The sequence below is a fragment of the Streptomyces sp. MAR4 CNX-425 genome, assembly GCF_048656465.1.
Lineage (GTDB): Bacteria > Actinomycetota > Actinomycetes > Streptomycetales > Streptomycetaceae > Streptomyces.
The window spans coordinates 336,044-360,539 of the sequence record NZ_JBMDLF010000005.1 but is presented as its reverse complement, the minus strand read 5'-3'; the positions used below and the strand labels follow the sequence as shown (position 1 = coordinate 360,539).

Sequence of the window (24,496 nt, the reverse complement as noted above, 5' to 3'; positions counted from 1 at the left end):
CTCTATCGATACCATTCCATTCGGGAGTCTTGATGCGCCGTTTCATCGGGCGGAACCACGAGCTGCGTGTACTCCGCGACGCCCTGCACGCGGTGCAGGACGCCGTCGGGTCGGCGAAGCCAGGACGGTGCGTCCTGATGCGGGGGAGGAGGCGCGTCGGCAAGTCCAGCCTGGTCGAGGAGTTCCTCCGGCGTTCCGGGACGCCGAACCTCTTCTTCACCGCGGCGGGCGGCCCCGCGGAGGACGAGCTGTCAGAACTCGTCGACGCCGTCGCCACCTCCACCCTGCCGGATCGGGGACTGTTCTCGGAGGAGACCCCGGGGCAGTGGAACGCGGCCTTGCGGCTGCTCGCGGACATCCTGCCCGACGACAGCCCGAGCGTCGTCGTCATCGACGAGGTTCCGTATCTCATGGACGGTATCGACGCCTTCGAAGGCATGCTCCAGCGGGCATGGGACCGGCAGCTCAGCCGCAAGCCGGTGCTTCTCCTCCTGGTCGGGTCCGACCTGTCGATGATGGAGGCGCTGAACAGCTACGACCGCCCCTTTCACCAACGGGGCCGGGAAATGGTCGTGGGGCCTCTCAACCCGGCCGACATCGGCGAGATGCTCGGCCTGTCCCCGGCAGCCGCGTTCGACGCCGCTCTGATCACCGGCGGACTCCCCCTGATCTGCGCCGAATGGGAGGCCGGAGCGGACGTCTGGACGTTCCTCCGCGATTCCCTGGACAACCCGATCTCGGCGCTGCTGGTCTCCGCCGAACGCTCACTGGCCGCGGAGTTTCCACCGCAGGCGATGAGCAGGGAGGTCCTGCGGGCCATCGGGTCCGGCGAGCGGACGTTCACCAACATCGCGCGCGCGGCCGGCGGCATCTCCCACAGCACGCTCACCAGAGCCACCGACGTCCTGACCGGCAAACGAGCCGTGGCCGCCGAGCTGCCGCTCTCCCAGCGGCCCTCCAAGGAACGCCGCTACCGGGTGGCCGACCCGTACCTGCGATTCTGGCTCGCGTTTCTGGATCCGCACATGGCGGAGATCGAGCGGCTACGCGGAGACCTCACGCTGCGCCGGATCAAGCAACAGTGGACGAGCTGGCGGGGCCGCGCGATCGAACCCCTCGTCCGGGAGTCCCTCGCCCGCCTCCTGCCGGACGAGTACCTGCCCGCAGCCCCGGCGATCGGCGGGTACTGGACCCGCGGCAACGAGGTCGAAATCGACCTGGTGGGCGCCGACCGGCAGCCGGTGGCCAAGCAGTTGCTCTTCCTCGGCTCGGTCAAGTGGCTGGAGAACTCCGCGTTCGACAGCCACGATCTCGCCACGCTGCAGAAACACCGGGCGGCCCTCACCGACGAGCCGGTACCGCTCGTGGCGGTCTCCCGGAGCGGGGCCGGCTGTCCCGGCCTTCAGGCGGCGTACGGCCCGGAGGAACTGCTGAGCGCCTGGCACCGGCGGGACGAGAGCCGTACCGGCTGAGGCCGCCGCCGGAAAACCCGGGTGACCGGCAACGTACGGCCTGGCTAGGGTCGGACGGTGCCCGAGCTCCAGCGGCTGACCGCCGCCCACGCCCCGGCGGTCCTGGCCTTCGAACGGGCGAACCGCGCCTACTTCGCCGCCTCGATCGCCGACCGCGGCGACGAGTTCTTCGCGGAGTTCACCGAGAGGTACAGCGCCCTGCTGGCCGAGCAGGAGGCGGGAATCTCCGCCTTCTACCTGCTCGTCGCCGAAGACGGCGCCGTCCTCGGCCGGTTCAACCTCTACGACCTCGAAGACGGCACCGCCGAACTCGGCTACCGCGTCGCGCAGCACGTCGCCGGCCGCGGCGTGGCGACCGCGACGGTGCGGGAGCTGTGCCGCCTGGCGGCGACGCGCCACGGCCTGCGCACGCTGCGCGCGGGCACGTCCCGCGAGAACGTCGCGTCCCAAAGGGTCCTGACGAAGGCCGGGTTCACCCCGGCCGACCCCGGTGTCTCCGGCGGAAAAGATGGCCTGTGGTATCAGCGCGACCTGACGGCCCAGCAGTAGACCGGACCCATCTGCCGTCAGCCGAAAAACTGCAGTTCAAGTACGCGGACGCGCCGGACGCCTTCCGGGCCTTCAATGATGACCAGCACCGCTGTGGAGTGCCGGAGCACGAGGATCCGCTGTTGTTCGTGCTCGGCTGCCGGGTGGGCCTCGGTGGTGTTCCAGGGGTCCAGGCAGACGTTGCTGAGCGCTTGTTCGAACTCGTTGCGTGCGTCACCAGGGAGCGCGTCCCAGACGGCTTCGACGGACGCCTCGTAGCGGAGCTTGTACACCCCGTAGAGGTTGCCAGGTCAGGCGGCGCCGCGTGAGCGGATTCGCTCGTCGATGGCGTCGAGGCGTTCGCTGCCGTCGATCCACTCGCCGGCGGGGGCTTCGCCGCGGCCTTCGGCGGCGATCACCTCCTTGCCGCGCTCAAGGGCGGCAACGGTGTTCTTGGCGATGCGCTCCCACTTGGCGAAGACGGTGAGGAGCTGGTGAGCCGGCGTGGTGTTGATCTCGGCGAGGAAGCGCTGGACGAGGCTGGGGGCGCCGAGGGCGTCACGGATCCGTTCGATCGTCCACGGGGTGTCAGTGCTCATTTTGGACTCCCGACTGAGTACATCCACTGCGCCCTGCGCGCCCACCGACAGCGCGTCACGGTTTCGTGTGCGACGAGTCTAGCCGAGGGGGGCGGCCACTTGGCCGCCGTGCTGGGGAACGGCCATCCGCGGAGGCTGGGCGAGGCCCCCGGGCTCCTCGCGGAGTCGGGTCCGCTCGGATTCGGTCATGCGGGGTCCTGTCCGGGCTGGTTTCTACGTCGGCTACCCGGGCCCGTGTCACTCGCGGAAGCCTTTTGCGTACTTCTGGAGCCCGGGGTCCTCCAGGAGGAGCCGGCGGTGTGTGCGGGCGGGAGGACTACGGCGGGGTGCCGCCGCGTGCTCCGGGGTTCGCGCGGCACGCAGCAGGCCCAGGCTGGTGAACATGTCCCAGCACCACTCCAGCGCGCTCTCCACCGTCTCCCACTGCCGGTCTCCGTCCGACAGGTACGGCAGGAGGTACGGCTCCACGATGCCCTCGGGCAGGTCCTCCGCGTAACAGTCGTACGGCCCGCTGCCGTACGAGGTGTCGCACATGCGGCGGGCCACCGTGGTCGGGGCGCTGTCCCAGACCGCGAACCACAGGCGGCGCAGCATCGCCGGGTGCGCCATGACGAACATCAGCCGCCCCAGGTCCAGCGGTTCCGCGGCCGAGATCACCCGCGCCACCGCCGCGAACCGGTCCGTGTCGCTGACGTACGGGGTGAAGCCGGACCAGATCTCGACGCTGTGGCCCGCCGCGATGATGGAGGAGCACAGGGCGGACAGCGCCACCCCGCGGTTGTGGATGGCCGAGTGCGTGGTGGTGTTCACGTACCCGGCGGGGACGAGGAACGTCACCACGCGGCCGCGGGCGGAGATCCGCTGCGGCACCGCGTCCACCATGCACTCCGGCACGCCGCTCAGGTAGGCGCCGATGTCGACCTCGCTGCCGGTGACGTCCCACGTCGGCACCAGGGCGGTCGTCAGCACCTCGTCGCCGATCCGCTCGCGCAGTTGGGCCACCTCGGCGTCCACGTCGGGCAGCACGGTGGTCCAGCCGTCCTCGGCAAGGCGCAGCGCTCCACTCCACGTCGCGCCCGGCCAGTCGCCCTCGTTCCATCTGCCCTCCCCATCGTCGATGGTGTCCGGCGCGCGGGCGGCGTCCACGAACTCCTGCCAGGACCACATCGGCGGCAGGGTGTGGACGGTGTCCTCCGGCCCCGGGTGCCGCCGGCTCATGTCCCGGCGCCCTCGTCCAGCCCCAGAGCCGCGCGGTGGGCCGCCGACATCCCGCGCACCACCCGCCACCGGACGGCCTGTTCGACGCTCGCCCCCGCCTGCAGCAGCCGGGCCGCGTCGATGCTGGCGCGGGGCGAGAACATCACCGGCAGCCGCTTCTCGGCCGCCGTGGCGCGCAGTTTCCGCACGTTCTTGATCACCCGCCGGGCGTCCGCCTTCCGCGAGGGCGCGTACGCCAGCGCGACGCGCTCCTCCAGTTTCTCGTCCACCGGTACGTCGATGACGACGTACCGGTCCAGCGTCGCCGCGTCCAGCGCCTGCCGGCCCACGTACTGCCGGTCGCCGCCGGTGCCGTAGGTGTTCCCCGTGGCGATCAGGCGGAAGTCCGGGTGTGCCTCGACCATGCCGTCGGCGAAGGCGCAGGACCCGATGGACAGGGCCTGGTTCAGCTCCGCCAGCAGCCCCGGGTGGCCGCTGTCCAGCTCGTCGAGCAGCATCAGGCCGCCGTGCTCGAAGGCGCGGCGGAACGGCGTGTCGTGGTAGTGGCCGTGCGCGTCGTAGTAGCCGAATATCTTGCTCATCGGCGTCGTCGGCCCGAGGGAGAGGGCGTGGAACTCCCGCCCGAACGCCTCCGCCGCCTGCTGCGCCATCATCGACTTCCCGGTGCCGGCCGGGCCCACCAGCAGGACGTGGCAGCCGGCGCCGAGCGCGAGCAGCACGTCCGGCAGCAGCGCGTGGGTGTGTCCGCGGACGCGGACCGGGTCGGCGGCCTTCCCGATCCTGACGTCCACGACGTGCGGCACGTCGGCGACGGCCTCGGCGACGGCTTCGGCGACGACGCGGGCCGCCTCCTTCCGGACGAACGCGGAGGCGGACTGCTTCGCCTCGGTCTGTGCCTCGGCCAGTTCGGTCCGGACCTTGCCGAGCGCCTCGTCCAGCTCCGCGCGGCCCGTGCCCAGGGCCTCGTCCAGCTCCGCGCGCCCCGTGCCCAGCGCCTCGTCCAGCTCCGCGCGCCCCGTACCCAGCGCCTCGTCCAGCTCCGCGCGGGCCTTGCCGACCGCCTCGTCCAGCTCGCCCCGCCCCCTGTCCAGCACCTCCCCCGCCGCTTCGCGCGCCTCCGCCTGCGCCCCGGCCACGACGCCCGCGGCCGTCGCCTCGGCGACCCGCTCCGCCGTCCGGGTCGCCGAGGCCGCCGCCGCCTCCTCGGCGGCCCGGACGATCTCCTCGGCGTGCGCGACGCGCTCGTCGGCGATGGCGCGGGCCGTCTCGGTGGCCGCGCGCTGCGCCGTCGTCTCCGTCGTCTGCCGGGCGTACGGGGATCTGGCGAGGGCGTCGGCGTAGCGCATGATGGCCTCGCTCGCGACGGCGTCTGCGATCAGGCGGACTTCCGCCTTGCTGGTCTCACGCATGCCGGAATTCTGGACAGGCGGCGCGGGGACCCCTCCCGGTGCCCGGGCGGTTCACTGCTCCGGCCCGCCGCGGAGGGCCCTTTCCCGGTTCGGTCGGGGTCAGGTGCGTGTCAGGCGGTCCAGGGCGAGGTTCAGCTTCAGGACGTTGACGCGCTCGTTGCCCAGGAAGCCCAGGTCGCGGCCCTCGGTGTGGTCGTCGACCAGGGCCGCGACCCGGGCCCCGGTGAGGCCGTTCGCCTTCGCCACCCGGGTGATCTGGATCGCCGCGTACGCCGGGGAGATGTGCGGGTCGATCGCCGAAGCCGAGCCGGTGACCGCGTCCTTGGGGACGTCCGCGAGCGGGACCCCGTTGAACGCGGCGACCTGCTTCCGGGCCGCGCGCACCGTCGTCACCAGGGTGGGGTCCGAGGCGCCGAGCTGGGAGGAGCCCGTGGCCAGCGGGTCGTAGCCGCTGTGGGAGGGGCGGGGCTGGAACCAGCGGGGGTCGGGGGTGTCGGTGCCCGGCTTGTTCCAGGTCTGGCCGATCAGCTTGGAGCCCGCCTCCCGGCCCTCGTACGTGACCTTCGAGCCGTTCGCCCTGCCGGGGAACGCGGCCTGCGCGACCCCGGTGATCGCCAGGGGGTAGAGCACGCCGGTGACCACGGTGAGGACGAGGAGCGCGCGCAGCGCGCTGAGGAGCAGCCGGGCGGATGGGTTCATGGGGACGCGGCCTCCTCAGCCGATTCCGGGGATGAGTGAGACGACGAGGTCGATCAGCTTGATGCCGGCGAACGGGGCCACCAGCCCGCCGAGGCCGTAGACGGCGAGGTTGCGCCGCAGCATCCGGTCGGCGCTGACCGGCCGGTAGCGCACGCCGCGCAGGGCCAGCGGCACGAGCGCGACGATGACCAGCGCGTTGAAGACGACCGCGGAGAGGATCGCCGACTCGGGGGAGGACAGCCGCATGATGTTGAGCCGGTCCAGGCCCGGGTGGGCGGCGGCGAACATCGCGGGGATGATCGCGAAGTACTTCGCGACGTCGTTGGCGAGGGAGAAGGTCGTCAGCGCGCCGCGGGTGATCAGGAGCTGCTTGCCGATCTCCACGATCTCGATGAGCTTGGTGGGGTCGGAGTCGAGGTCGACCATGTTTCCGGCCTCCTTGGCGGCGGAGGTGCCGGTGTTCATGGCGACGCCGACGTCGGCCCGGGCGAGCGCCGGGGCGTCGTTGGTGCCGTCGCCGGTCATGGCGACGAGGTTGCCTCCCCCGCCGGCTGCGCCCTCGCCGGCGGGGGTATCCCCTCCCCCACCGGCCTGCTCGCGTTTGATGAGGGCCATCTTGTCCTCGGGGGTGGCCTCGGCGAGGTAGTCGTCGACGCCGGCCTCGGCGGCGATGGCCGCGGCGGTCCTGGCGTTGTCGCCGGTGATCATGACGGTTCGTACGCCCATCCGGCGCAGTTCGGCGAAGCGTGCGCGCATGCCGTCCTTGACGACGTCCTTGAGGTGGACGACGCCGAGGATCCGCGCCCCGCGGGCGTCGGCCACGGCGACGACCAGCGGGGTGCCGCCGGTCCCGGCGACGGCGTCGACGACCTCGTGCACCTCGGCGGCGACCTCGCCGCCGCGGTCGCGGACCCAGGCGGTGACCTCGGCGGCCGCGCCCTTGCGGACCTGCCGGCCGTCGACGTCCACGCCGGACATCCGGGTCCGGGCGGTGAACGGCACCCACTCGGCGTGCGCCAGCTCGCCCGGCGGGCGTTCGCGCAGCCGGTACTTCTCCTTCGCCAGGACGACGACGGAGCGGCCCTCGGGCGTCTCGTCGGCGAGGGACGACAGCTGCGCGGCGTCGGCCAGTTCGGCCGCCTCCGTCGCGCCGACCGGCCGGAACGCGGCGGCCTGCCGGTTACCGAGGGTGACGGTGCCGGTCTTGTCGAGGAGCAGCGTCGACACGTCGCCCGCGGCCTCGACCGCGCGGCCGGACATGGCGAGCACGTTGCGCTGCACCAGCCGGTCCATGCCCGCGATGCCGATCGCCGGCAGCAGCGCGCCGATGGTCGTCGGGATCAGGCAGACGAGCAGCGCGGTGAGCACGACGAGGGACTGCTCCGCGCCCGCGTACACCGCGAACGGCTGGAGGGTGACGACGGCGAGGAGGAAGACGACCGTGAGGGAGGCGAGCAGGATGTTCAGCGCGATCTCGTTGGGGGTCTTCTGCCGGTCCGCGCCCTCGACCAGGGCGATCATGCGGTCGAGGAACGTCTCGCCGGGCTTGGCGGTGATGCGGACGACGATGCGGTCGGAGAGGACTTTCGTGCCGCCGGTGACCGCGGAGCGGTCGCCGCCCGACTCGCGGATCACGGGCGCCGACTCGCCGGTGATCGCGGACTCGTCGACGGAGGCGACGCCCTCGACGACGTCGCCGTCGCCGGGGATGACGTCACCGGCCTCGCAGGCGACGCGGTCGCCGACCCGCAGGTCGGCGGCGGGGACGCGTTCCTCCCCGGCGGGGGTGCGGCGGCGGGCGTACGTGTCCGTCTTCGCCCGGCGCAGGGTGGCGGCCTGCGCCTTGCCGCGGCCCTCGGCGACGGCCTCCGCGAGGTTGGCGAAGACGACGGTGAGCCAGAGCCAGGCGGCGATGACCCAGCCGAAGCCGTCGCCGGGGTCGGTGAGCGCGAGGACCGTGGTCAGCACGGAGCCGGTCTCGACCACGAACATGACGGGGTTCCTCGCCATGGCCCGCGGGTCCAGTTTGCGCAGCGCGTCGGGTACGGAACGGGCCAGCCGGCCGGCGGAGAACGGGCCCGCCGCGACGCGGGGGGCGGGTCCGTTCCGTACGGGAGCGGGTGTCGGGGTTCGGGGGGTCATGCGGCGAGTCCTTCGGCGAGCGGCCCGAGCGCGAGCGACGGGAAGAAGGTGAGCCCGGCGACGATGGCGACGCACGCCACCAGCACGCCGGTGAACAGCGGCTTGTCGGTACGCAGCGTCCCGGCCGACGCCGGTACGGGCCGCTGCCGGGCGAGCGCCCCGGCCAGCGCCAGCACGAACACCATCGGCAGGAACCGGCCCAGCAGCATGCACAGGCCGAGTGCGGTGTTGTGGTAGTCGGTGTCCGCGCCGAAGCCCGCGAAGGCGCTGCCGTTGTTGTTGGCGGCGGAGGTGTAGGCGTAGAGGACCTCGGAGAAGCCGTGCGGTCCGGTGTTGGTCATCGACGACTCGCCGGTGCCGGTGCCCATGGCCAGCGCCGTGCCGGTGAGGACCAGCGCGGGGGTGACGAGGAGGGAGCAGGCCGCGAGTTTGATCTCGCGGGGCCCGATCTTCCTGCCCAGGTACTCGGGCGTGCGGCCCACCATCAGCCCGGCGAGGAACACCGCGACGACCGCCATGACCAGCATCCCGTACAGCCCGGAGCCGACGCCGCCGGGGGCGATCTCGCCGATCATCATGCCGAACAGCAGCACGCCGCCCGACAGGCCGCCGTAGGAGTCGTGGAAGGAGTTGACCGAGCCGGTCGACGTCATCGTCGTCGACACCGCGAAGAGCGACGACGCGCTCTCGCCGAAGCGCTGCTCCTTGCCCTCCATCGCGCCGCCCGCGAGCTGCGCGGCGGTGCCCGGGTGCGCGGCCTCCAGCCAGGTCACGGCGACCACGCCGGCGAACCAGACGGCGGCCATGGCGGCGACGACCGCGTACCCCTGCCGGACGCTGCCGGTCATCGTGCCGAACGTACGCGGCAGGGAGAACGGGATGACGAGCAGGAGGAAGATTTCGAGGAGGTTGGACAGGCCGGTCGGGTTCGCGAAGGGGTGGGAGGAGTTGGCGTTGTAGAAGCCGCCGCCGTTGGTGCCCAGGTCCTTGATGGCCTCCTGGGAGGCGACCGCGCCGCCGGTGAGGTGCTGCGTCCCGCCGGTCACGGTCGTCACGGACTGCGGGGCGGAGAAGTTCTGGATCGCGCCGCACGCGACGAGCAGCACGGCCGCCACGGCGGCGACCGGCAGCAGGACGCGCAGCGTGCCGCGCACCAGGTCCGCCCAGAAGTTGCCCAGCTCGCCGCCGCGCGAGCGCGCGAAGCCGCGGATCAGCGCCACCGCGACGGCCATGCCGACGGCGGCCGAGACGAAGTTCTGCACGGCCAGGCCGCCGGTCTGGGTGAGGTGGCCCATCGCCGACTCGCCCGCGTACGACTGCCAGTTGGTGTTCGAGACGAAGGAGGCCGCGGTGTTGAACGCCTGGTCTGGGCTGATCGCGGCGAAGCCGAGGGAGAGCGGCAGCCGGTCCTGGAGCCGCTGGAGCAGGTAGAGGAGGAGCACGCCGGCGGCGGAGAGCGCGAGGACGGCGCGCAGGTACGCGGGCCAGCGCATCCCGGCGTCGGGGTCGGCGCCGATCGCGCGGTAGACGGCGCGCTCGACGCGGCTGTGCCGCGTGCCGGAGTAGACCCCGGCCATGTAGTCGCCGAGGGGGCGGTGGACGAGCGCGAGGGCGGCCACCAGCGCCGTCACCTGGAGCACGGCGGCGAGTGTCGGGTTCACGGCGGGCCCTCAGAACTTCTCGGGGAAGAGGAGGGCGAGGACCAGGTAGCCCAGCAGGGCGACCGCCACGGTGAGGCCCGCGACGTTGTCGGCGGTCACAGCTTGCCCACCCCGCGGGCGATGAGCGCCACCAGCGCGAAGACCGCGAGGGTGATGACGACGAAGGCCGCGTCGGCCATCGGGTGCTCCTGAACGGTGCGAAGGGAACGGACGGGTCCAGCGAAACCCCGCGGCGGGCCGGGCGGGACGGTCGTTGACGGGGCTCTGACGAGGCGGGGGGCGGTGTTGACGGGTTGCTTACGGGGACGAGCGGGCGGGCGGCACCGGGCGGGCACAGAGGCGGCGCGGGGCCGGGCGCGGGGGGTACGGCGGGTAGCCTGGGGGTGACCGAGACGGCCGCCGGCGGGCCCGGCGGGCCGTCCCGGACGGCGGTGGGGCCCGCCGTACCCGAACCGCGGCGACGGATGCCGCCAACGGTCCCTGCTTGCGACGGAAGGCGCGCGCGGTACGCGTGCGCCGCGGCGAGTGGGTGAGATGGGTGACGAGGGAAGAGGACGGCTCGCGGCCCGGGAACCCGGCCGGGCGGGAGCACCCGGCCGAACCGGTCGACCCCGACGTCGAGGTGGCGCTCCCCGCGCCGCCGCCCGGCGACCGCTGGCGCGGCCAGGGCGCGCCGGTGGCGATGGTGGCGCTGGGCGGCGGCCTGGGCGCCGCGGCGCGCTACGGGGCGGGGCTGCCGTGGCCCACGGCGCCGGCGGCGTTCCCGTGGCCGACGCTGGCGGTGAACGCCGTCGGGTGCGCGGCGATCGGGGTGCTGATGGTCCTGGTGACGGAGGCGCGGACGGCGCACCGGCTGGTGCGGCCGTTCCTGGGCGCGGGGGTGCTGGGCGGGTTCACGACGTTCTCGACGTACGCGGTGGACGTGCGGCGGCTGGTGGCGGAGGACCGGGTGGGCGCGGGGGTCGCGTACCTGGCACTGACGCCGGTGGTGGCGCTGGGCGCGGTGTGGGCGGCGCAGGCGGTGACGCGGTGGGCGGTGCGGCGGCGGTCGTCGTCGGGCGGCGCGCGGGTGCTGTCGGCCGCGGGTGAGGGGGACGCGTGAACCTGCTGCTCGTGATCGCCGGGGGGATGGCCGGGGCGCCCCTGCGGTACGTGGCCGACCGGGCGGTGCAGCTGCGTCTCGGCTCGGCGTTCCCCTGGGGCACGCTGGCCGTGAACGTCGCGGGCTGCCTGATCCTGGGCACGCTCACGGGGGCGACGCTGGCCGGCGCGGCCCCGGAGTCGGTACAGATGCTGCTGGGCACGGGGCTGTGCGGGGCGCTGACGACGTACTCGACGCTCTCGTACGAGACGCTGCGGCTGGCCGAGACGGCGCGGGGGCGCGCGGCGGCGGCGTACGTGGGGGTGAGCCTGGCGGCGGGGCTGGGCGCGGCGGTCCTGGGCGCGGGGCTGGGGGCTGAGGTGCGGGGCTGAGGACGCAGGGCGGTACGGACCGCGGGCCGCGGGGCGACGGCGTACGGGCGGCGCGCGTACGGGGCGCGTGACCGGGAACGCGGCGGAGCGGCGCTGAGCCGCCGCCGGTTCGCGCGAACCGGTCCCGCGGCCGACGCCCCCGGAGCGCGTGGCTCCGGGGGCCCTGTCGTACGTACGCCGTGGGCGGGCCCGGTCGGGTCAGAGGCCCGGGAGCAGGGGCAGGTCGATGCCGAGGCCGCCGCGGTCGCGGTCGGAGCCGTCGTCCGAGTCGCCGCCGGAACCGGAGCCGCCCGACCCGTCGCCGCCGCCGGAACCGTCCTCGGTGCTCGGCGTGGGCGTCGGTGTGCCGGTGGACGGGGACGCCGATCCGGTCTCGGAGCTGTCCGGCGTGGTGACGCGGCCCTCCTCGGGGACCGTGGTCGACGGCGCCGGGCTGTCCGTCGTCGGCGCCGCGCTCTCCGCCTGCGGCCGCTCCGCCTCGCCGTCCGGCTGCGCCGGCCGGGTCGGCTCCGGGGTGGGCTCCGCGTCGCGCGTCGCCGCGTCCGAGCGCCGGTCGCCGTCCGGGGTGGCGCCGTCGCCGGCGCCGGGCTCCTTGGAGGGCAGCGGCTGCACCGGGGTGTCGGCCCGGGCCACGGCGCCCTCGGTGCGGGCGCCGCCGCTCCCGCCGCCCATGGCGTTCGCGGCGAGCAGGCCGCCGGACAGCACGGACATCCCGGCCGCCGCGAGCCCGGCCAGCCGCCGGCTCCGCGGCTTGTACCGCCGGTGCCGCGACCGCGGCTGGAGGGGCACCAGTTCGGCCCCGACGCCGCTGACCCGGCCGCCGCCGGCACCGCTCTCCGCTTCGTCCCGGTCGGCGTCCGACGATCTGGCGCGGTCGGCGAACAGCTCCAGGTCCCCGGGCGCGGGCCCCGGCCCGCCCTGGGCGGCCGCCGCGGGCAGGTGCAGCGCCGGTCTCTCCAGCGTCCCGTACACGTCGGCGGAACCGGCCTCGGGAACGCTGCGCGGCGGAGCGCACCAGGGCGCCCCCGCCGGGTCGTGCCGGCTGTCGCAACGCGGGCAGTAGATCGTCGTCACTTTCCGCCGTCCCTTCGGTCGCCTTGGGGGCAGGGGTGCTCGACGAGCGAACAATGTGCCAGCGCAGGAATCCCGCGGAGCACGAAGAATCCCCATAAGAACTGCGGGGGTGTGTCCCATCTCACACGCGGGGAACCGGCACAGACCGTCTCTCCCCTGGACATCGCACGCGCGCGTGTGCGGCTGCGAGACCGCACCGATACCGGTTCGGCTCGCGTCCGTGATCGGCGACAGCCCCGGCGCCGGCGAGTCCCCCTCCGCCGCGCCACGGGCCCCCCGTGCCCCCGATGTCAGACCCGCGCGCGATGCTCGAATTCCGACCACTTCTCCGCGAGACCCGTAAGGATCCCAGAATGAGCAACCTCGACGAGCTTCGCTCCGCCGTCCGGGGCCGGGTGCTCCTGCCCGGCGACGACGGGTTCGAGCCCGCCGTCCAGCCGTGGAACGCCGCCGTGCCGCAGCCCGCCGCCGCCGTCGTGGCGGCGGCCGACGCCGACGACGTCGCCGCGCTGGTCCGCTACGCCCGCCGCGCCGGCGTCCCCGTAGCCGCCCAGCCCAGCGGGCACGGCGCCTCGGGGGACGTGGACGGCGCCGTGCTGCTGCGCACCGGCCGCCTCGACGAGGTGCGGGTCGACGCCGCGACGCGTATCGCGCGCGTGGGCGCGGGGGTGACGTGGGGGCGCGTACAGGAGGAGGCGTCGCGGCACGGGCTGACGGGGCTGCCCGGCAGCTCGCCCGTCGTCTCCGTCACGGGGTACACCCTGGGCGGCGGCGTCGGCTGGTTCAGCCGCGCCCACGGCTGGGCGGCGGACTCCGTGACCGCCTTCGAGGTCGTCGGCGGCGACGGCGAGCCCGCCCGGGTGACGGCGGACTCCGACCCGGAGCTGTTCTGGGCGCTGCGCGGCGGCGGCGGCGACTACGCGCTCGTCACGGCGACGGAGTTCCGGCTGCACCCGGCGCCCGCCCTCTACGGCGGCCAGATGCTGTGGCCGATGGAGCGGTCCCGGGAGGTCCTCGACGTCTTCCGCGAGGTGACCGCCGGGGCGCCGGCCGAACTCACCGTCTGGACCGGGCTGCTGAGCTTCCCCGGGGCCGACCCGGTGATCGCCGTCCACGCCACGTATCTCGGCGAGGGCGCCGGCGAGGCGGGGCCCGGGCTGCTGCGGCCGTTCGACGCGATCGAGGGCCGGCTCGACGACAGCCGCGCCGTGCTGCCGGTGCACGAGCTGGGCACCATCACCAACGAGCCCACCGACCCCAGCCCCGGGCTGACCCGCGGCGAGCTGCTCACCGCGCTCGACGACACCGTGGTCGACACGCTCCTCGCGGAGCCGATCGCCCCGCTGCTCGGCGTCCAGCTGCGCCACGCGGGCGGGGCGCTGGCCCGCCCCTCCGACTCGCCGCACGGCGCGCTGACCGAGCCGTACATCCTCTACTTCTTCGGCGTGCCGGTCTCGCCGGAGGTCACCGAGGGTGTCGTCGCCCGCCGGGGGGCGCTGCTGGAGGCCCTCGGTTCGTACGTGGCGGGCCGCAAGCCGTACACGTTCCTCGGCGCGGGCGAGCGCGCGGCCGACGCCTTCGGGGCCGAGAGCCTGGCCCGGCTGCGGGCCGTCAAGCGGGCCCGCGACCCCGAGGGCGTCTTCCGCAGCAACTTCCCCGTCGGCAAGGACTGAGCGGGGTCACCGCACCACCCGGGTGAACGCCGCGGTGCGCACCGTGTCCTCGTGCTTGAAGTCGAGGAACAGCCGGTACGTCCCCGGGCCCGGCACCTGCGCGTGGAACGCCACGACGGGGCCGGGCCCGGTCGTGCCGTCGCCGGGGGCGCCGTCCGGGTGGACGTGGACGTAGGCGAGGTCGTCGAGGCGCAGCGCCACCAGGTGACCGTACGCGGCGAGGTAGGGCTGCAGGTCGGTGACCGGCCTCCCGTCCCGCGCGACCGCGAACTCCAGCCGCCGCCCCTCGCCCGCCGCCGGCTCGCCGGTGAGCGTCACCTCGCGGCCGTCCACGGCGACCGCGGCGGCGGGCGCGGGGAGTTCGCGCACGGGGCCGGGGCCGTCGCCGGCCGCGAGGTCCGCGCCCAGGGTGAGGGTGCGGCCGAGGGCGGCGGGGGCGAAGTCGGCGAAGACGCGGTACGCGCCCGGCTCGGGCAGCGTGACGCGGACCGACCAGGTGCCGTCGTCCGCCTGGACGGGGTGGACGTGGAGGAAGCGGGTGAGGTCGCGGCGTACGACGATCAGGTGGACGAGTTCGTCGTGGAGGGGGGTGAGGTCGGCGACCGGGCGGCCGTCGCTGCCGAGGAGGCGGAAGCGCAGCTCGGTCGCGGTGCCCTCGGGGAGGGCGGTGGTCTCCAGGGCCAGGGTGTAGCCGTCCTGGGAGCTCTGCAGCCCGGCGGGCCCGGCGTGGGCGTCGTGGCCCGCGTGACCTGCGTGGTGACCGCCGTGCCCGGCGTGGCCGGTGTGGTCCTGGTGGTGCGTGGTGTTCATGATGCGGATCCTGCCCTTCGTGTCCGGTTCCGGCTCTGTGCGGGAAAGCGTAACAGAGATACCCCCTAGGGGTATAGCGACATGCTACGCCGCCGTGGCCGCCCGCTCCCGGGTCAGCCGTGCCCGGCGGGCCGGCCGGTACGCGCCGGCCGCCCGCTCCGGCCGCCACAGCAGCGCCGCCGCCACCGCCGCCGCGAGCCCGACGGCCGCCAGCGCGCCCGCCGCCGCGGCGGTGCCGGCCCGCGCCGCCAGATAGCCGGCCAGCGGGTACGTCAGCAGCCACGCGACGTGCGACAGCGAGAACTGCGCCGCGAACGCCGCCGGCAGGTCCGCCTTCCCCGGCACCGCGCCGCGGATCAGCCGACCCGTCGGCGTCACCATCGCCGAGGTCGCCGCCCCCAGGACGGCCCACGCGCCGAGCAGCGCCGGCCAGCTCCGCACGCCCGCCGCGAGGCCCGCGCCGACGACGGCCAGCACCGGCGCCGGCACGAACGCCGCCGGGAGCATCACCGCCCGGTCGCCGACCCGCTCCAGCACCCGCGGGAGCGCCAGCGCGACGGCCATCGACCCGGCGCCGAAGGCGCCGAGGGCGAGCGACACGTCGCCGACCGAGCGGGCGAAGTGGTCCCGGACGAGCACGACCGTGTTCACGACGACCATGGCGCCGGCCGCGGCGACCGCGAGGTTGAGCGCGAGGAGGGCGCGGAGCCGGGGCGCGGACCCGAGGAGCCTCATCCCGTACGCGGCCCCCGCGAGCGCCCCCTGGCCCGCGGCCCGCTCGCGGGGCGCCGGCTTCGGCAGCGCCACGGAGACGACCAGCACGGCGGAGGCGGCGAAGCCGGCGGCGGTGCCGAGGAAGAGCCGGTCGTACGTGATCAGCGTCAGCAGCCCGGCGGCGAGCACGGGGCTGAACAGGCTCTCCATGTCGTACGCGAGCCGCGACAGCGACAGCGCGCGGGTGTAGTCGCGCTCGGCGGGGAGCACGTCGGGGATGGTGGCCTGGAAGGTCGGGGTGAACGCGGCGGAGGCGGACTGGAGCAGGAAGATCAGCACGTAGACCTGCCAGACCTCGGTGACGAACGGCAGCGCGAGCGCGACGGTGCCGCGCACCAGGTCGGCGGCGACCAGCAGGGTGCGGCGCGGGAGGCGGTCGGCGAGGGCGCCGACGACGGGGGCGATGCCGACGTAGGCGACCATCTTGACGGCCAGGGCGGTGCCGAGGACGGCGGAGGCGTTGCCGCCGGCGAGGTCGTACGCGAGGAGGCTGAGCGCCACGGTGGCGAGGCCGGTGCCGAGGAGGGCGATGGCCTGGGCGGCGAAGAGGTGGCGGTAGGTGCGGTTGCGGAGTACGGAGAACATGACCGGGCCTCTTCCCTTGCTCGTGTGCGCATATACGCACACGTTGAACAGAGGAGGGCGCGGACGCTATTCCCCGGAGGGGTCAGGACCTCCCGGGGTCAGGATTTCCCGGGCTCAGGAGTGCCAGGGCTCGCCGGTCATGAGGTGGTCGGCGTGGTTGAGCGCCTCGACGACGAGGCCGCGCAGGTGCCCGTCCCGCAGCGAGTACACGACGCGGCGCCCCTCCTTGCGGGCGTGCACCAGGTGGGCGAGGCGCAGCTTGGCGAGGTGCTGGCTGACGGCCGGCCGGGCGGCGCCGCTGGCGGTGGCCAGCTCGGTGACGTCGGCCTCGCCCTCGGCGAGCAGCCACAGCAGGTGCAGCCGCGTGGCGTCGGCGAGCAGCGCGAAGACCGAGCTGGCGGCTTCCAGCTGCTCCCGGTCGGGGGTCCACTCGTGGCGGTGGACGGGGGCCCCGGCTGGCTGGGGGGCGGTGTCGCGCTCCGGCATGCGCTCATCGTATGGCCGTGCGAGCCGCGCGGCGTGGCGCCGGCCGATGAGTTCACGGCCCGGACGCCGTCTTCTCTGCCAGAGGGAAGCCGAGGAGAGGACGAGAACGGTGAAGTTCACCACGGAGATGCTCCAGACCGGCAACAACACCGGCATCCCGGTGCCCGAGGAGGTGGTCGAGGGGCTCGGCGGCGGCCGCCGGGCGGCGGTGACGGTGGTCGTGAACGGCTACACGTACCGCTCGACCCTCGCGTCGATGGGCGGCCGGGTCCTGATCCCGTTCAGCGCGGACCGGCGCGAGGAGACGGGCATCGGCGGCGGCGACCCCATCGAGGTGGAGCTGACCCTCGACACGGCGCCCCGCACCGTGGAGCCGCCGGCGGACCTCGCCGCCGCGCTGGCCGCGGCGCCGGGCGCGGCGGAGGCGTTCCGGGCGCTGTCGCCGAGCCGGCAGAAGGCGTACGTCACCTCGGTGGAGGGCGCGAAGGCGCAGGCGACGCGGGAGCGGCGGATCGCCAAGGCGGTGACGGAGCTGACGGCTGGCTGAGAACCGCCCGGACGGGTCCGCGGGGCGCGTGCGGCGGTCCACGACGGCGGCGCGTTTATCGATTCGTTACCCGGCAAGACGCCGTCCATGGCGAACAGAAGCAGACCCAGCGCGGCGGCGGTGCTCGCCGCGATCGCGGATCTGGCCGCGATCGTCATCGGACTGTGGATACTCCTGTACGTGCTCGACGCGAACCGCTCCAACGACTTCGTCGACTTCGTGCACGACTTCGCGAGCTGGCTCGCCGGCTGGTCCCGCGACATGTTCACCGTCGACCCCGACTGGTGGAACGTCACCCTCAACTACGGGATTGCGGCCACCGTGTACCTCGCGGTCGGCCATACGGTGGCCAGGACGGTCAGACGGTGGTGACCTGAGCCGAACGCCCCCGACGCAGGGAGGGCCGATGAGGGGACCCCGGCTGACACTGAGGGTGCTCAGCTCCAGCGCGGACTGCGCGGTGATCCGCGTCGGCGGCGAGCTGGACCACGGCGGCGAACGGCTGTTCCTCGACACCCTCGGGGAGAGCGTGGACACCGGGCACCGGTACCTCGTCCTCGACATGACCACGCTCACCTTCTGCGACTCCCGCGGCCTCAACTGCCTCTTCGCCGTGCGCTGGCTGCTGCGCCGCCAGGGCGGCGAACTCCTCCTCGCCGCCGTCGGCCGGCGGCTGACGTACCTGCTGGAGCAGACCGGCGGCAGCGACATGATCGCCACGTACCGCAGCGTCCGGGAGGCGCTGGACCACGTGCCGGAGAGGCTGCGGGCCGGCTGGCCGCCGGGCACGGTCCCGGGGTCCGCGCGGCCCCCGGCTCCCTAGGACCGGTCCGGCCGCTTCCGGCTTGCTGCAAATGGCCCAGGGAAGGGCCGGAGCACCAGCTGGAAGAGGGGATGTTCGGTCCAGCTGGTTACGGCGGCAAAGTAACGGTCAGGTATAGGCGCCGTGATGACGGGTAGCTGACCACAACGCCTGTCGAGCAGAAGTCCACATCTGGGGGACACCATGACGACATTCGTGACGCGCGACCGCGGCTCCGGCACCGGCTTGGACGCCGACCCGCTCGCCGGACTCGACCTCCCGCCGCTGACCGAGCTGCGCGAGGCGAGTACGGACGACGCCCGCGCCCTGTCCCGCGTCCTCTTCGCCCGGCTGGCGGAGCTGGAGGAGGGCACGTACGCGTACTCCTACGTCCGCAACACCCTCGTCGAACTCAACCTCGCGCTCGTGCGCTACGCCGTCGGCCGCTTCCGGCTGCGCAGCGAGTCCCGCGAGGACGTCGTCCAGGTCGGCACCGTCGGCCTCATCAAGGCGATCAACCGCTACGACCTCGCCGAGGGCACCGAGTTCCCCACCTTCGCGCTGCCCACGATCGTCGGCGAGATCAAGCGCCACTTCCGCGACACCTCCTGGGCGGTGCGGGTGCCGCGCCGCATGCAGGAGCGGCGGCTGATGCTGGCGAAGGCGAGCGCGCGGCTGGAGCAGACGCTCGGCCGCGGGCCGGGCGTCGCCGAGCTGGCGGAGCAGACCGGGCTGGACGCGGACGAGGTCGTGGAGGGGCTGGTCGCCGCCAACGCGTACACGACATCGTCGCTGGACTACCAGGCCGCCGACGAGGAGGGCGAGTCCTTCCTGGCGCGGCGCACCGGGGCGACGGATCCGGAGCTGGAGAAGGTCGACAACCTGGTGTCGCTGAAGCCGCTGGTCGAGGCGCTGCCGGAGCGGGACCGCAAGGTGCTCGACCTGCGGTTCGGGGCCGAGATGACGCAGAGCGAGATCGGCGCGGAGCTGGGCATCTCGCAGATGCACGTGTCGCGGCTGCTGAGCGGGATCCTGCGGCGGCTGCGCGAGGGGCTGACCGAACCGGCGTGAGCGCGTTCGCGCGCGGAGCGCGGACCGCCTGGGCCGGCGGCGTGCTCGGCGCCGGGGCCGGCGGGGCCGCAGCGGGCTCGGCGCGTTCCGCGCGGTCCCGGAGCGGCGGGCGTTCGGGCCGCGCCCGGCGTGGGAGGGCGGCCGGGCCGACCCGGGCCGCCGGGGCCGGGGACGCCTTCCCGGGGCACACGGGGCCCGCAGGGCGCCCCGTGCCGGTCGGCGCGGGGGTGCGCGCGGCGGCGCGGGGGGTGCGGGGCGCGTACGAGGACCTCATCGGCCCCCGGCGCGGCCGGGCGCGGGCCGTCGCCGGGCGGCTGCGGCGGGCCGACCGCGTCCTCTTCGCGCGCGTGGCCGACACCCGGTGGCCCGGCGCCGAACCCGTGCTGCCGCGGCTCAGCCGCGGCGCCGACCACGGCGCGCTGTGGTTCGCCACCGCCGCCGCGCTGGCGGCGCTGGGCGGGCCGCGCAGCCGGCGGGCCGCGGTGCGCGGCGCCGGGTCGCTGGCGCTGGCGTCCGCGACGGTGAACACGGTCGGCAAGGGCGCGTTCCGGCGCGCCCGGCCCGTCCTCGACGCCGTACCCGTCATCCGGCACCTCGCCCGGCAGCCGGTCACCTCGTCCTTCCCCTCCGGCCACGCCGCCTCCGCCACCGCCTTCGTGTGCGGCGTGGCGATGGAGTCGCCGCGGTGGGGCGTGGTGCTGGCGCCGGTCGCGTGGTCGGTCGCGTTCTCCCGGATCTACACCGGCGTGCACTACCCCAGCGACGTCCTCGCCGGCATGGGCCTCGGCCTCGGGGCCGCGCTCGCCGTCCGCCGCCTGGCGCCGCCCCGCTCCCGCGGCGGGCCGCCCCCGCACCCGACGCCGCCGCCGGCCGCGGCCCCGGCGCTGCCCGACGGGGCCGGGCTGTACGTCGTGGTCAACCCCCGCCCCCGGCGCGCAGCCGCAGCTCCTCGACCCCGTGCGGCAGCTCGCGGCCGTGCTGCCGGAGGCCAAGGTCGCCGTGGTGGGGGCCGTGGTGGGGGCCGGCGGCGACGCCGCGGGCCCGCCGCCGGAGGGCCCCGGGCCGCGCGACCGGCCCGAGCCGCCCGGCCTGCCCGGGCTCCTCGACACCGCCGCCGCGGAGGCCGCCCGCCGCGGCGGCGCCCTCGGCGCCTGCGGCGGCGACGGCACGGTGGCCGCGGCGGCGGTGGCGGCCCTGCGGCACGGGGTGCCGCTGGCGGTGCTCCCGGCCGGCACGTTCAACCACTTCGCCACCGACCTCGGCGTCGGCAGCGTCCCCGAGGCGTGCCGGGCGGTGGCGGCCGGCAGCGCGGTCGCCGTCGACGTCGGCCGCGTCCGCGCGGCGGCGGGCCCGGGGCCGCGTACGGAGCCGGGCGCCCCGGCCACGTACTTCCTCAACACCTTCAGCCTCGGCATCTACCCCGAGCTGGTCCGCCTGCGCGAGCACTTCTCCCCCCGCCTCGGCGCCCCCCTCGGCACCGCCGCCGCCGTGCTGCGCGTCCTGCGGCCCGCCCGTCCGGCCCAGCCCCTCCGCGCGCGGGTCAACGGCCGGCGGGGGGAGCTGTGGCTGCTGTTCGCGGGCTCGGGCGCGTACCGCAGCGTCGGCCTCGCGCCCGTCCGCCGCGACAACCTCGCCGACGGCGTCCTCGACGTCCGCATCGCCCGCGCCGGGCGCCTCGGCCGCGTCCGGCTGCTGGCCACCGCGCTCGCCGGCGGGCTCGCTCATACTCCGCTCTACGCCACCGGGCGGCTGCGCCGCGTCGCCGTCTCGGGCCTGCCGGACGGCACGCGGATGGCCTACGACGGGGAGGTCGTCCCCGCGCCGACCGCGTTCGTGCTGGATAAGCTCGAAAGAGCGCTGACCGTCTACCGGCCGGCCCAGGACTGACGCATCCCCCGGGAGGCCCGATGTTCGAGGCACACGACATCCGTGAATGGCGCGGCTACCCCGTCCGCGGCGCGGACGGCGGCAAGATCGGCGAGCTGGAGGCCGTCTACGTCGACACCCGCACCGACGTCCCCGCCTTCGCCACCGTCAAGGCCGGCGTGCCGGGGCGGAAGCGGCTGCTGTTCGTGCCGCTGACGGGCGCCTCCGTCAGCCCGGAGCACCTGACGGTCGCGTACGACAAGGGCGTGGTCAAGGGCGCGCCGTCGATCGACACGGACGGCGAGCTGGCCAGTGAGGAGGAGCCGGCGGTCTTCGGGCACTACGAGCTGGCGTACGAGCCGGGCGCCGCCGGCGAACGCCGCCTGGCCCGCCGCTGACGCGCCCGGCGACGCACCCGACACGACCGACGCACCCGACGCGGCCGACGCCCCGTCCCGCTGCCGCCCGCTACCGCGGCACCGCCGGCACCGCCCGCCGCCGCGACGGCCGCGCCGGCTCCTCCGCCGCCGGCTCGGCCGCGGCGCTGCGCGCCAGCAGCGCGTTGAACTGCGCGCCCGCCAGCAGCGCCAGGTTCGAGAACCACAGCCAGATCAGGAAGACGACGACCCCCGCGAGCGACCCGTACAGCCTGCTGTACGCCTCGGCCGCGTACGAGGCGTACAGCGCGAAGCCCGCCGACGCCAGCAGCCACAGCCCGCCCGCGAGCAGCCCGCCCGGCACGGCGTGCGACACCGCGCGCGACTCCGGCGGGCCGGAGCGGAAGAGCAGCAGCACCAGCAGCCCCGCCACGAACACCAGGAACGGCCAGCGCAGGAACTCCCACGCCGCCGCCGACTGCGCGCCCAGCCCCAGCGGCCCCCCGAGCGCCTGCACCACCGGCCCGGTGACGACGAGCGTGAGCGCCGCCGCGACCAGCAGCGTCAGCAGCAGCAGCGCCGTCGCCAGGATGGCGGGCGCGCGGCGCAGGACGGGGCGGCTGTCGGGGGTGCCGTACATCGCGTGCAGGGCGCGGCGGAAGACGGACAGGAAGCTGCAGGCGGACCAGAGGGCGCTGGCGGCGCCGACGGCGGTGAGGATCCAGGTGGCGGAGTGGCCGCGGGAGACGTCGTGCAGGGCGTCGTTGAGGGCGGCGCCGGAGCCGGCGGGGGCGAGGCCGGCGACGTAGGCGATGAGGGCCTCGGTGCCGGAGGGGTCGGCGACGCTGATGAGGGTGAGGGTGACGAAGAGGGTGGGGAGGACGGTGAGTATGGCGTAGTACGTGAGGGCGGCGGCCCAGTCGGTGACGTCGTCGTTCCACAGGGCCACCGGGGTACGGCGCAGGGCGGCGCGGTAGCGCGCCCGCTCCGTCCGCCCGCTCCGCGCGTGCACCCCACGCTTCATCGGCCCGACTCCGATCCTCGCTCGCACCGCGCGCCCGCCCGCCCGGCGGCCGGGGCGCGGGCGGGCCCCGTGGCCCGTCCCTGCCCCTGTCTATCGCGTGGGTGGCCGTTGCCCGTAACAGGCCGGGCGAAACGGAGGCGGAGATTCGAACGTACGCCGGGGCGCGGACCGGCCCCGTGTCCGGCCCGCGCCCCGGCCGCCGGGACGCGGCGGGCGCCCGACGTACGAGGCCGGCTCAGGCCCGCGCCGCGTCGAGGACCTCCCGGAGCTTCGCCCCGAACGCCTCCGGCTGCCCCGGATAGCCGAACTCCCCGTCGAGGAAGCCGCCGTGGTGGCTCGGGAACACCGTCGCCTCCTGCCCCAGCAGCGCCGCCGTGCCGCGCGCCGTACGCGCCGTGAACGTGTCGCCCGACTCCTCGCCCACCGCCACCACCACGCGGGTCGGCGCGGCGGCGATCGCGGCCGGGTCGGCCCGGTAGCCGCTGACCGCCCAGGAGCGGTCGGAGAGCAGCGGGTCGTCGCGCGTGCCGTCGTCCCCGGCGGGCATGCCGAACGCCGCGGGGTCGGCCGCGGGCTGCGCGAAGTAGGCGTCGGTGAACTCGCCCTGCCACGCCCCCAGCGCCATGAACGCCGCCATGCCGGTGCCCCAGCCCTTGGCGTTGTACGCGTCCGTCACCCCCTGCCGCGCCCGCTCCGCGGCCGGCGCGTCGGGCAGCGCCGCGATCAGCGGCGGCTCGTGCGCGACGAGCGTGGTCACGTCCCCGGGGTACGCGGCCACCAGCGCCAGCGCCGTCACGGCCCCGCCGCTGCTGCCGAACAGCTCGACGGGCCCGGCGCCCAGCGCGGCGATCACGGCGTGCACGTCCGCGGCCTGCGTCTGCGGGGTGTGGTCGTGCCGGCCGTCCTTGCGGACGCTGCGGCCGAGGCCGCGCGGGTCGTACGTGACGACGGTCCGGTCGGGGAACTGGGCGGCGAGCGCGCGGAAGCCGGAGGCGTCCATGGGCTGCCCGATCAGCATCAGCGGCTCCCGGCCGCCGGCGGGCGGAAGCGGGCCGCGCACGTCGTAGACGAGGTCGGCGTCGGGGGTTTCCAGCGTGTGAGTGTCCATGTCCGTGCAGACGCCTCGAACGCCGAGAACTCATCGCACCCGGGGGCGGCGGCGCCCGCGGGGGAGAGGTCGGCGAAAAGGGCCCCGGGTCAGGGCTTCACGCCGACGCCGCAGAAGTGCGTCACGTCGACGATCCGGCCCAGCTCGACGTCTTCCGCGGGCCGCCAGCGCGAGCACGACACCACGCCCGGCTCCACCAGCGTCACGCGGTCGAAGAGACGCGCCAGCTCGTCCCGGGTGCGCAGCCGCATCTGCGCGGTGCCCTGGGAGTTCCAGTAGTCGACCGCCCCGGTCATGGCCTCCCCGTCGACCTCGGTGGTGGGGTGCGAGATGACCAGGTAGCTGCCCGGGGGTACGCGGTCGAGGAGGCGGTGGACGATGCTCCGGGCCTCGTCGTCGTCGAGGACGAAGTTCAGGATGCCCAGCATGGTGATCGCCACGGGGCGGTCGAAGTCCAGGGTGCGGGCGGCCTCGCGCAGGATGGTGTCCGGGTCGCGTACGTCGGCGTCGATGTACGCGGTGGCCCCGGCGTCGCTGCTCGTCAGGAGGGCGTGGGCGTGGGCGAGGACGAGCGGGTCGTTGTCCACGTAGACGATGCGCGACTCCGGCGCCACGCGCTGCGCGACCTCGTGGGTGTTGTCGACGGTGGGCAGCCCGGTACCGACGTCGAGGAACTGCCGGATGCCCGCCTCGCCGGCCAGGTAGCGGACGGCCCGGGTGAGGAACTGGCGGTCGGCGCGGGCGGAGCGCACCAACTCCGGGACGAAGCCCAGGATCTCGTCGCCGACCCGCCGGTCGACGTCGTAGTTGTCCTTGCCGCCGAGCCAGTAGTTCCAGATGCGCGCCGAGTGCGACACCGTCGTGTCGATGACGTCGGCGTACGACCTGCGGGGCGGAGGTGCGTCGGCTGGCATGGCCCGGCCATCCTTCGTCGGCTGCGTCGGGGGCGAATCGAGTCCCAACCTATAGCAGGCGGTGGGACCCGGCCCGTACGACGGCGGAGGGGGAGGCGGCCCCGGGGGGAACCGGCCGCCTCCCCCCGCGAAGGGCGGGCCGTACGACACGCCGCGGCGAGGGGGGAGTAGCCGCGGCGGACGC

The 24,496-nt window shown here is 74.9% G+C and carries 25 protein-coding genes and 1 pseudogene; 11 read left to right on the top strand and 15 right to left on the bottom strand.

What is annotated here, in order from left to right:
• The first annotated feature begins 32 nt into the window (after positions 1-32).
• On the top strand, positions 33-1,472 hold the full coding sequence (locus ACHZ99_RS17200; RefSeq protein WP_420305478.1) for an ATP-binding protein: 1,440 nt from the start codon (positions 33-35) through the stop codon (positions 1,470-1,472).
• A gap of 57 nt (positions 1,473-1,529) precedes the next feature.
• Positions 1,530-2,021, top strand: a complete 492-nt coding sequence (locus tag ACHZ99_RS17195) for a GNAT family N-acetyltransferase (protein WP_420305477.1) — start codon at positions 1,530-1,532, stop codon at positions 2,019-2,021.
• 17 nt (positions 2,022-2,038) lie between these two features.
• Here ACHZ99_RS17195 and ACHZ99_RS17190 read toward each other — a convergent pair whose 3' ends face one another.
• From ACHZ99_RS17190 to kdpF, 8 genes are all read right to left on the bottom strand, one after another.
• Positions 2,039-2,293, bottom strand: a complete 255-nt coding sequence (locus tag ACHZ99_RS17190; protein ID WP_420305476.1) for a hypothetical protein — start codon at positions 2,291-2,293, stop codon at positions 2,039-2,041.
• 18 nt (positions 2,294-2,311) lie between these two features.
• Positions 2,312-2,599 (bottom strand): hypothetical protein, encoded by a 288-nt coding sequence (locus tag ACHZ99_RS17185; protein WP_420305475.1) that lies wholly within the window; start codon positions 2,597-2,599, stop codon positions 2,312-2,314.
• Between the two features lie 237 nt (positions 2,600-2,836).
• The gene (locus tag ACHZ99_RS17180) at positions 2,837-3,817 is read right to left on the bottom strand and encodes a DUF7192 family protein (RefSeq protein ID WP_420305474.1); all 981 of its coding nucleotides are present in this window, start codon (positions 3,815-3,817) and stop codon (positions 2,837-2,839) included.
• Positions 3,814-5,226: an AAA family ATPase gene (locus tag ACHZ99_RS17175; protein WP_420305473.1), complete on the bottom strand. Its 1,413-nt coding sequence runs from the start codon at positions 5,224-5,226 to the stop codon at positions 3,814-3,816. Before ACHZ99_RS17175 ends, ACHZ99_RS17180 begins: the two co-directional genes overlap by 4 nt.
• A gap of 99 nt (positions 5,227-5,325) precedes the next feature.
• A complete protein-coding gene (gene kdpC, locus ACHZ99_RS17170; RefSeq protein WP_420305472.1) occupies positions 5,326-5,925 on the bottom strand; it encodes a potassium-transporting ATPase subunit KdpC in 600 nt (199 codons plus the stop codon).
• Positions 5,926-5,940: 15 nt separating this feature from the next.
• Positions 5,941-8,067: a potassium-transporting ATPase subunit KdpB gene (kdpB, locus tag ACHZ99_RS17165; RefSeq protein WP_420305471.1), complete on the bottom strand. Its 2,127-nt coding sequence runs from the start codon at positions 8,065-8,067 to the stop codon at positions 5,941-5,943.
• Positions 8,064-9,728: a potassium-transporting ATPase subunit KdpA gene (kdpA, locus tag ACHZ99_RS17160; protein WP_420305470.1), complete on the bottom strand. Its 1,665-nt coding sequence runs from the start codon at positions 9,726-9,728 to the stop codon at positions 8,064-8,066. Before kdpA ends, kdpB begins: the two co-directional genes overlap by 4 nt.
• Before the next feature lie 9 nt (positions 9,729-9,737).
• Complete coding sequence (gene kdpF, locus ACHZ99_RS17155) at positions 9,738-9,827, bottom strand: K(+)-transporting ATPase subunit F (protein ID WP_420305469.1); 90 nt, start codon at positions 9,825-9,827, stop codon at positions 9,738-9,740.
• A 439-nt stretch (positions 9,828-10,266) separates the two neighbouring features.
• On the opposite strand from kdpF, the gene crcB (ACHZ99_RS17150) reads away from it, so the two are divergent.
• Positions 10,267-10,830 carry a fluoride efflux transporter CrcB gene (crcB, locus tag ACHZ99_RS17150; protein ID WP_420305468.1) on the top strand — a complete coding sequence of 188 codons (564 nt, stop codon included), beginning with the start codon at positions 10,267-10,269 and terminating at the stop codon, positions 10,828-10,830.
• The gene (gene crcB, locus ACHZ99_RS17145; RefSeq protein ID WP_420305467.1) at positions 10,827-11,201 is read left to right on the top strand and encodes a fluoride efflux transporter CrcB; all 375 of its coding nucleotides are present in this window, start codon (positions 10,827-10,829) and stop codon (positions 11,199-11,201) included. Before crcB (ACHZ99_RS17150) ends, crcB (ACHZ99_RS17145) begins: the two co-directional genes overlap by 4 nt.
• Positions 11,202-11,399: 198 nt before the next feature.
• Here the strand turns inward: crcB (ACHZ99_RS17145) and ACHZ99_RS17140 are convergent, their stop codons facing one another.
• On the bottom strand, positions 11,400-12,275 hold the full coding sequence (locus tag ACHZ99_RS17140) for a hypothetical protein (protein ID WP_420305466.1): 876 nt from the start codon (positions 12,273-12,275) through the stop codon (positions 11,400-11,402).
• A gap of 353 nt (positions 12,276-12,628) precedes the next feature.
• Between ACHZ99_RS17140 and ACHZ99_RS17135 the strand changes: the two genes are divergently transcribed.
• Positions 12,629-13,948: an FAD-binding oxidoreductase gene (locus tag ACHZ99_RS17135; RefSeq protein ID WP_420305465.1), complete on the top strand. Its 1,320-nt coding sequence runs from the start codon at positions 12,629-12,631 to the stop codon at positions 13,946-13,948.
• Between the two features lie 6 nt (positions 13,949-13,954).
• Here ACHZ99_RS17135 and ACHZ99_RS17130 read toward each other — a convergent pair whose 3' ends face one another.
• From ACHZ99_RS17130 to ACHZ99_RS17120, 3 genes are all read right to left on the bottom strand, one after another.
• Entirely contained in the window at positions 13,955-14,758 is an 804-nt protein-coding gene (locus ACHZ99_RS17130; RefSeq protein WP_420305464.1) for a hypothetical protein, read from the bottom strand.
• 84 nt (positions 14,759-14,842) lie between these two features.
• Positions 14,843-16,117 carry an MFS transporter gene (locus tag ACHZ99_RS17125; protein WP_420305463.1) on the bottom strand — a complete coding sequence of 425 codons (1,275 nt, stop codon included), beginning with the start codon at positions 16,115-16,117 and terminating at the stop codon, positions 14,843-14,845.
• A gap of 114 nt (positions 16,118-16,231) precedes the next feature.
• A complete protein-coding gene (locus ACHZ99_RS17120; protein WP_420305462.1) occupies positions 16,232-16,603 on the bottom strand; it encodes an ArsR/SmtB family transcription factor in 372 nt (123 codons plus the stop codon).
• Positions 16,604-16,712: 109 nt separating this feature from the next.
• On the opposite strand from ACHZ99_RS17120, the gene ACHZ99_RS17115 reads away from it, so the two are divergent.
• From ACHZ99_RS17115 to ACHZ99_RS17090, 6 genes and pseudogenes are all read left to right on the top strand, one after another.
• Positions 16,713-17,150 (top strand): YdeI/OmpD-associated family protein, encoded by a 438-nt coding sequence (locus ACHZ99_RS17115; protein WP_420305461.1) that lies wholly within the window; start codon positions 16,713-16,715, stop codon positions 17,148-17,150.
• 87 nt (positions 17,151-17,237) lie between these two features.
• The gene (locus ACHZ99_RS17110; protein ID WP_420305460.1) at positions 17,238-17,522 is read left to right on the top strand and encodes a hypothetical protein; all 285 of its coding nucleotides are present in this window, start codon (positions 17,238-17,240) and stop codon (positions 17,520-17,522) included.
• Between the two features lie 34 nt (positions 17,523-17,556).
• Complete coding sequence (locus tag ACHZ99_RS17105) at positions 17,557-17,973, top strand: STAS domain-containing protein (RefSeq protein WP_420305459.1); 417 nt, start codon at positions 17,557-17,559, stop codon at positions 17,971-17,973.
• 183 nt (positions 17,974-18,156) lie between these two features.
• Positions 18,157-19,023 (top strand): SigB/SigF/SigG family RNA polymerase sigma factor, encoded by an 867-nt coding sequence (locus ACHZ99_RS17100; protein ID WP_420305458.1) that lies wholly within the window; start codon positions 18,157-18,159, stop codon positions 19,021-19,023.
• 272 nt (positions 19,024-19,295) lie between these two features.
• Positions 19,296-20,910 (top strand): annotated as a pseudogene (locus tag ACHZ99_RS17095) (bifunctional phosphatase PAP2/diacylglycerol kinase family protein).
• A 20-nt stretch (positions 20,911-20,930) separates the two neighbouring features.
• On the top strand, positions 20,931-21,287 hold the full coding sequence (locus tag ACHZ99_RS17090) for a PRC-barrel domain-containing protein (RefSeq protein ID WP_420305457.1): 357 nt from the start codon (positions 20,931-20,933) through the stop codon (positions 21,285-21,287).
• A gap of 70 nt (positions 21,288-21,357) precedes the next feature.
• Here ACHZ99_RS17090 and ACHZ99_RS17085 read toward each other — a convergent pair whose 3' ends face one another.
• The 3 genes from ACHZ99_RS17085 to ACHZ99_RS17075 form a co-directional block, all read right to left on the bottom strand.
• Positions 21,358-22,290, bottom strand: a complete 933-nt coding sequence (locus tag ACHZ99_RS17085) for a YihY/virulence factor BrkB family protein (RefSeq protein ID WP_420305456.1) — start codon at positions 22,288-22,290, stop codon at positions 21,358-21,360.
• Between the two features lie 235 nt (positions 22,291-22,525).
• Positions 22,526-23,398: an alpha/beta fold hydrolase gene (locus ACHZ99_RS17080; protein ID WP_420305455.1), complete on the bottom strand. Its 873-nt coding sequence runs from the start codon at positions 23,396-23,398 to the stop codon at positions 22,526-22,528.
• A gap of 89 nt (positions 23,399-23,487) precedes the next feature.
• A complete protein-coding gene (locus ACHZ99_RS17075) occupies positions 23,488-24,312 on the bottom strand; it encodes an SAM-dependent methyltransferase (RefSeq protein WP_420305454.1) in 825 nt (274 codons plus the stop codon).
• Positions 24,313-24,496 lie beyond the last annotated feature (184 nt).

Bases quoted from the DNA above. Each gene is read 5' to 3' on its own strand.
- ACHZ99_RS17200 (WP_420305478.1), top strand. From the start codon at position 33: ATGCGCCGTTTCATCGGGCGGAACCACGAGCTGCGTGTACTCCGCGAC.
- ACHZ99_RS17185 (WP_420305475.1), bottom strand. From the start codon at position 2,599: ATGAGCACTGACACCCCGTGGACGATCGAACGGATCCGTGACGCCCTC.
- ACHZ99_RS17180 (WP_420305474.1), bottom strand. From the start codon at position 3,817: ATGAGCCGGCGGCACCCGGGGCCGGAGGACACCGTCCACACCCTGCCG.
- ACHZ99_RS17175 (WP_420305473.1), bottom strand. From the start codon at position 5,226: ATGCGTGAGACCAGCAAGGCGGAAGTCCGCCTGATCGCAGACGCCGTC.
- kdpC (WP_420305472.1), bottom strand. From the start codon at position 5,925: ATGAACCCATCCGCCCGGCTGCTCCTCAGCGCGCTGCGCGCGCTCCTC.
- kdpB (WP_420305471.1), bottom strand. From the start codon at position 8,067: ATGACCCCCCGAACCCCGACACCCGCTCCCGTACGGAACGGACCCGCC.
- ACHZ99_RS17135 (WP_420305465.1), top strand. From the start codon at position 12,629: ATGAGCAACCTCGACGAGCTTCGCTCCGCCGTCCGGGGCCGGGTGCTC.
- ACHZ99_RS17130 (WP_420305464.1), bottom strand. From the start codon at position 14,758: ATGAACACCACGCACCACCAGGACCACACCGGCCACGCCGGGCACGGC.
- ACHZ99_RS17125 (WP_420305463.1), bottom strand. From the start codon at position 16,117: ATGTTCTCCGTACTCCGCAACCGCACCTACCGCCACCTCTTCGCCGCC.
- ACHZ99_RS17120 (WP_420305462.1), bottom strand. From the start codon at position 16,603: ATGCCGGAGCGCGACACCGCCCCCCAGCCAGCCGGGGCCCCCGTCCAC.
- ACHZ99_RS17110 (WP_420305460.1), top strand. From the start codon at position 17,238: ATGGCGAACAGAAGCAGACCCAGCGCGGCGGCGGTGCTCGCCGCGATC.
- ACHZ99_RS17105 (WP_420305459.1), top strand. From the start codon at position 17,557: ATGAGGGGACCCCGGCTGACACTGAGGGTGCTCAGCTCCAGCGCGGAC.
- ACHZ99_RS17100 (WP_420305458.1), top strand. From the start codon at position 18,157: ATGACGACATTCGTGACGCGCGACCGCGGCTCCGGCACCGGCTTGGAC.
- ACHZ99_RS17090 (WP_420305457.1), top strand. From the start codon at position 20,931: ATGTTCGAGGCACACGACATCCGTGAATGGCGCGGCTACCCCGTCCGC.
- ACHZ99_RS17085 (WP_420305456.1), bottom strand. From the start codon at position 22,290: ATGAAGCGTGGGGTGCACGCGCGGAGCGGGCGGACGGAGCGGGCGCGC.
- ACHZ99_RS17080 (WP_420305455.1), bottom strand. From the start codon at position 23,398: ATGGACACTCACACGCTGGAAACCCCCGACGCCGACCTCGTCTACGAC.
- ACHZ99_RS17075 (WP_420305454.1), bottom strand. From the start codon at position 24,312: ATGCCAGCCGACGCACCTCCGCCCCGCAGGTCGTACGCCGACGTCATC.